A 5,182-nucleotide genomic window follows, 5' to 3' on the forward strand; every position below is an offset into this window, starting at 1 on the left:
TGCGGGAGGCTGGCGGGGCGGCGGCGGGCGCGCCGCGGCGGCGAAAAATGCTCTAAAGCTTGCGCCGATCCCCCATCAAACCGCGTTCAGTTCGATGGGATCGCGCTCTAACATGGAACCCCCGCCCGGAGCCGGACCATGGCCGATTGGAACGCCCGCCAGTATCTGAAGTTCGAGGACGCCCGCACCCGCCCCGCGCGCGACCTGCTCGCGCAGGTGCCCGACATCGCGGCGCCGGACGGCGCGGCGGCCCCTCTGGTGGTGGACCTCGGCTGCGGCCCGGGCAATTCCACCGAACTTCTGGCCGCGCGCTTTCCCGATGCCGAGATCCTCGGCCTCGACACCTCGCCCGACATGATCGCCGCCGCCCGCGCGCGCCTGCCGAACGCCCGGTTCGAGCTCGCCGACGCCGCGACCTTCACGCTGGAGCGCCCGGCCGCCCTCATCTATGCCAATGCGGTGCTGCAATGGGTGCCGGACCACGCCGCGGTGCTGCCGCGTCTGCTGTCGCTGCTGGCTCCGGGCGGCGCGCTGGCGGTGCAGATGCCGGACAATCTCGACGGCCCGGCCCACGTCGCCATGCGCGAGACGGCGCTGGTCGGGCCCTGGGCCGACACGCTCAGACAGGCCACCGGCGCCCGCACGCCGCTGCCGGCGCCCGAGGTCTATTACGACATGCTGGTGCCCCACGCCGCCCACGTGGACATCTGGCATTCGGTCTACAACCACCCGCTCGATGGGGTGGGCGCCATCGTCGACTGGATGAAGGGCGCCGGCCTGCGGCCCTTCATCGATCCGCTGGAGGGCGACGAGCGCGTCCACTTCCTGGAGGAGTACGAGGCGCGCCTTGCCGCCTCCTACCACCGCCGCGCCGACGGCAAGGTGCTGCTGCCGTTCACGCGGCTGTTCATCGTCGCCGTGGCGCGTCTTTAGAGTTTTCTGCGCCGGGCGGGCCCGCCGGCTCTCTTGAACAACGCGTACGATCAAGGGCCTGTCGCGGCCCAGCGGGGCCGCCCGTCCGTGCGTCCCTCCAATCCTCCAAACGAGATCTCAACCGAGGGAACCGATGACCGAGACCGAAACCCCCGCCGCCGACGATGTGACGCTGACGATGCCGCGCGACGCGGCGCTGGTGGCGTTCGACTTCATCGCCCGGCTCGTGGACGAGCAGGACCCCGAGACCCAGGGCGCGACCTTCGACCACGCCGCCGAGCCCGCCGCCTTGTGGACCCTGGTGGCCGCCTTCGAGCAGGTGCTGAGCGAGCCGTTCGCCGACGACTACCAGGCCGTGCTGGCGGCGGCGCGGACGCGCCTCGTCAGGGACATCACCGAAGGCGCCTGAGCCGCCTCATTCCGCCGCGCGCGCAGATGGGGCAGCCCGGGAAGGGTCGGCTGCTGCGGACTGTCGCCGTGGCCGCCCGGCCCTGCGCCGGGCGCCTCGTCGCGGGCGCCGACGAAGCGGCCGAACAGGCGGCCGAGGGAGCGGCTCACGTCGTCCATCACCGAGAACACCGCCGGCACGAACACCAGCGACAGCACGGTGGAGGTGATGAGGCCGCCGATCACCGCGATCGCCATGGGGGCGCGGAACGAGCCGCCCTCGCCGAAGGCGAGTGCCGAAGGCACCATGCCCGCCACCATGGCGATGGTGGTCATGATGATGGGCTGCGCCCGCTTGTGCCCCGCCTCCATGAGCGCCGTGGTGCGGTCGAGCCCGTGCGACATCGCCTCGATGGCGAAGTCCACGAGCAGGATGGCGTTCTTGGTGACGATGCCCATCAGCATCAGGAAGCCGATCACCACCGGCAGCGAGATCGAGTTGCCGGTGATGAGCAGGGCGATGAACGCGCCGCCCACCGAAAGCGGCAGCGAGATCAGGATGGTGATGGGCTGCAGCACGTCGTGGAACAGCAGCACCAGCACCGCCAGCACCATCATCAGACCGGCGGCCATGGCCATGGCGAAGCCGGAGAACACCTCCTCCATGATCTCGGCGTCGCCCGCTTCCTTCAGCGTCACGCCGGCCGGTAGGCTCAGGGCGGCCGGCAGCGCCTTCACCTTCTCCAGCGCCGAGCCGAGCGGCGTGGTGCCGACCAGGTCGGCCTCCACGGCGATGCGCCGCGCGCGATCGTAGCGGTCGAGCGCGGTCGGCCCCTTGCCGAACTCCACCCGCGCCACCGCCGAGAGCGGCACCGCGGTGCCGGAGGCGGTGGGCACCTTGAGCGCGTCGAAGGTGGCGAGCCGCGTGCGGGCACGCTCGTCGAGCTGCACGCGGATGTCGATCTGCCGGTCCTTGGCGGAGAACTTGGCAAGGTTGGCGGAGATGTCGCCGATGGTGGCGATGCGCACGGTCTCGGCGATGGTGTCCACCGAGACGCCGAGGTCGGCCGCCTCGTCGAGCTTCGGCACGATGCGGATCTCGGGCCGGTCGAGCGCGGCGGAGGACACAACATTGGCGAGCTCCGGCACGCCGTCGCGGATCTCCTTCTCCAGCGCCAGCGCCGCCTTCTCCACCGCCGCGCCGTCATTGCCGGAGAGGATCACCTGGAAGCCGCGCTGCGCGTTCTGGCCGTCATTGCTCCAGGTCACGCGCATGTCGGGGATGGCGGCGAGCGGTGCGCGCAGCTCGGCCTCGAAGGCTTTCTGGCTGATCTCGCGCTCGGCGCGCGGCTTCAGGTTGATGACGATCTGCGCCTTGCGCACCTCGCCGGCCATCATGGCGAGGCCGCCCTGCCCGCCGGAGCCGGCGGTGGCGTAGACCGCGCGCACCTCGGGCCGCTCCAGCATCATCTGGGTGATGCGGTTGGCGACGCGCTGGGTCTCGGCCAGCGTCGTGCCCGGCGGCAGCTCGATGGAGAGCATGGAGCGGGAGATGTCGTTGTTCGGCAGGAAGCCGGACGGCAGCAGCGTCGACAGGAACACGGTGCCGACGAAGATGCCGAGCCCCATGGCGATGGTCACGAAGCGGTGCCGCACCGACCAGCCGAGCAGGCGCATGTAGGTGCGCATCACGAGGCCGTCTTTCTGAACGTGCCCGGTGTCGCGCAGGAAGTAGGCGGCGAGCAGCGGCGTGATGAGACGCGCCACCGCCAGCGAGAACAGCACCGCGATCGCCACCGTGATGCCGAACTGCTTGAAGTACTGGCCGGCGATGCCGCCCATGAAGGACACCGGCACGAACACCGCGACGATGGTGAGCGTGGTGGCCATCACCGCGAGGCCGATCTCGTCCGCCGCCTCGATGGCGGCGCGGTAGGGCGACTTGCCCTGCCGCATGTGCCGCACGATGTTCTCGATCTCGACGATGGCGTCGTCCACCAGGATGCCGGTGACGAGCGTGACCGCCAGAAGGCTCACCGCATTCAGCGAGAAGCCCAGCATGTCCATGACCCAGAAGGTGGGCAGGATGGACAGCGGGATGGCGAGCGTGGTGATGACGGTGGCCCGGAAGTCGCGCAGGAACAGGAACACCACGATGACTGCGAGGATCGCCCCCTCGATCAGCGTGTGCATGGCGCTCTGGTAGTCCGACTTGGTGTAGCGCACCGTGGTGTCGATCTCGGTGACGGTGACGTTCGGATAGGCCTCGCGCAGCTTGGCGATGTCCTTCTCGACCCGGTCATAGACGGTGACGTCGGAGAAGCCCTTGGCGCGATAGACGCCGAAGGCCACCACGTTCTTGCCGTTGAGCTGGGCGAACACGCGCGGCTCGGCCGCGCCGTCGCTCACCGTGCCGAGGTCCTTCAGGCGCACCGAGCGCCCGTTGGACAGCGCGATGCGGGTGTCGGCCAGGTCCTCGACGCTGGCGGCGCCGGCCAGCGTGCGGATCGACTGCTCCTGGGTGCCCACCTCGCCGCGGCCGCCGGAGACGTCCACATTGGTGGCGCGCAGCTGGCGCGACACCTCGGCGGCGGTGACGCCCAGGGACATCAGCCGGTCGGGATCGAGCGCGACGCGGATCTCCCGGTCGACGCCGCCCTCGCGCTTCACCTGCGCGACGCCGCGGATGCCCTGGAGTGCGCGGGCGATGGTGTCGTCGACGAACCAGGACAGTTCCTCCGGCGTCATGGCCGGCGAGGACACCGCGAAGGTGACGATGGGCAGGCCCTCGATGTCGACGCGCTGGATCAGCGGCTCGTCGATGGTGCGCGGCAGCTCGGTGCGGATCTTGGTGACGGCGTCGCGGGTGTCGTTCACCGCGCGGTCCACCAGCGTCTCCAGGTGGAACTCCACCGTGGTCACGCTGGTGCCCTCGGAGATGGAGGAGGTGATGTGCTTCACCCCGGCGACGCCGGCGATGGCATTCTCCACCTTCTTGGTCACCTGGGTCTCAAGCTCGCTCGGCGCGGCGCCCGCCTGGGTGACGGTGACCATGACGATGGGCACGTCGATGTTCGGCATCTGCGTCACCGGCAGCGAGCGGAAATGCACGATGCCGAGCGCGGTGAGCACCACGAACAGGACGAGCGAGGGGATCGGCTTGCGGATCGCCCACGCAGAGACATTGAGAGCCATCAGCGCACCTCGTTCGCGGCGGTCTCGACCGCGGTCACCCGGTCACCCTCGCGCAGGAATCCGCCGGCGCGCGCCACCACCTGATCGCCGGGGGCGAGCCCGGCGGTGACGAGCACCCGCCCGCCGCTCTTGAGCGCCACCTTGACCGGCCGGCGCGTGACGGCGCCGTTCTCCACGCCGAGCACATAGGCGCCCTCGGCATCGAACATCACCGCCGACTGCGGCAGCGACAGGCCGCTCCTGGCACCGAGCGCGATCACGCCGCGGCCATAGGCGCCGGGCTTCAGGCGCGGGTCGGCGGGGAGCGCGATCTTCACCTTGCCGAGGCGGGTGGACTTGTTCACCTCGGCGGAGACGAGGCGCACCGTGCCTGCGAGCGGCGCGTCGAAGCCGGCGGGCGTGACCTCGGCCTTGAGGCCCGTCTTCATGCGCGGCATGGCGTCCTCGGGCACCTCCGCGTCGAGGTCGATGGCGCCGTCCTGGGCGATGCGGAACAGCGGCTCGGTGCGCGCCGAAAGGGCGATGGCGCCGAGGCGGGCGGTGCGGGCCAGCACGATGCCCGCCGCCGGGGCGCGCACGTCGGTGCGCTTCAGCCGCACCTCGATCTCGTCGCGCTGCGCCTTGACGAACACCTCCCTCCGCCTCGGCGGCGGCGAGCGCCTTCGCG

The 5,182-nt window shown here is 70.6% G+C and carries 4 protein-coding genes; 2 read left to right on the forward strand and 2 right to left on the reverse strand.

Annotation, left to right across the window (positions count from 1 at the left end):
• The first annotated feature begins 138 nt into the window (after positions 1 to 138).
• Together tam and AC2W7M_RS19420 are read left to right on the forward strand one after the other, a co-directional pair.
• Positions 139 to 933: a trans-aconitate 2-methyltransferase gene (gene tam, locus AC2W7M_RS19415; RefSeq protein ID WP_486134176.1), complete on the forward strand. Its 795-nt coding sequence runs from the start codon at positions 139 to 141 to the stop codon at positions 931 to 933.
• A gap of 133 nt (positions 934 to 1,066) precedes the next feature.
• A complete protein-coding gene (locus AC2W7M_RS19420) occupies positions 1,067 to 1,342 on the forward strand; it encodes a hypothetical protein (RefSeq protein ID WP_486134178.1) in 276 nt (91 codons plus the stop codon).
• Here the strand turns inward: AC2W7M_RS19420 and AC2W7M_RS19425 are convergent.
• Together AC2W7M_RS19425 and AC2W7M_RS19430 are read right to left on the reverse strand one after the other, a co-directional pair.
• Positions 1,279 to 4,515 (reverse strand): efflux RND transporter permease subunit, encoded by a 3,237-nt coding sequence (locus tag AC2W7M_RS19425; RefSeq protein ID WP_486134180.1) that lies wholly within the window; start codon positions 4,513 to 4,515, stop codon positions 1,279 to 1,281. The two genes, AC2W7M_RS19420 and AC2W7M_RS19425, sit on opposite strands and share 64 nt — an antisense overlap.
• Positions 4,515 to 5,182 (reverse strand): efflux RND transporter periplasmic adaptor subunit (locus tag AC2W7M_RS19430; RefSeq protein WP_486134182.1); only part of this gene is annotated, 668 nt, incomplete at its 5' end. The genes AC2W7M_RS19430 and AC2W7M_RS19425, both read right to left, overlap by 1 nt.

The organism is Xanthobacter sp. BG11Y11_SDJG (assembly GCF_057364445.1).

Excerpts from the sequence above, each read along its gene's own strand:
- tam (WP_486134176.1), top strand. The coding sequence starts at position 139 with ATGGCCGATTGGAACGCCCGCCAGTATCTGAAGTTCGAGGACGCCCGC.
- AC2W7M_RS19420 (WP_486134178.1), top strand. The coding sequence starts at position 1,067 with ATGACCGAGACCGAAACCCCCGCCGCCGACGATGTGACGCTGACGATG.
- AC2W7M_RS19425 (WP_486134180.1), bottom strand. The coding sequence starts at position 4,515 with ATGGCTCTCAATGTCTCTGCGTGGGCGATCCGCAAGCCGATCCCCTCG.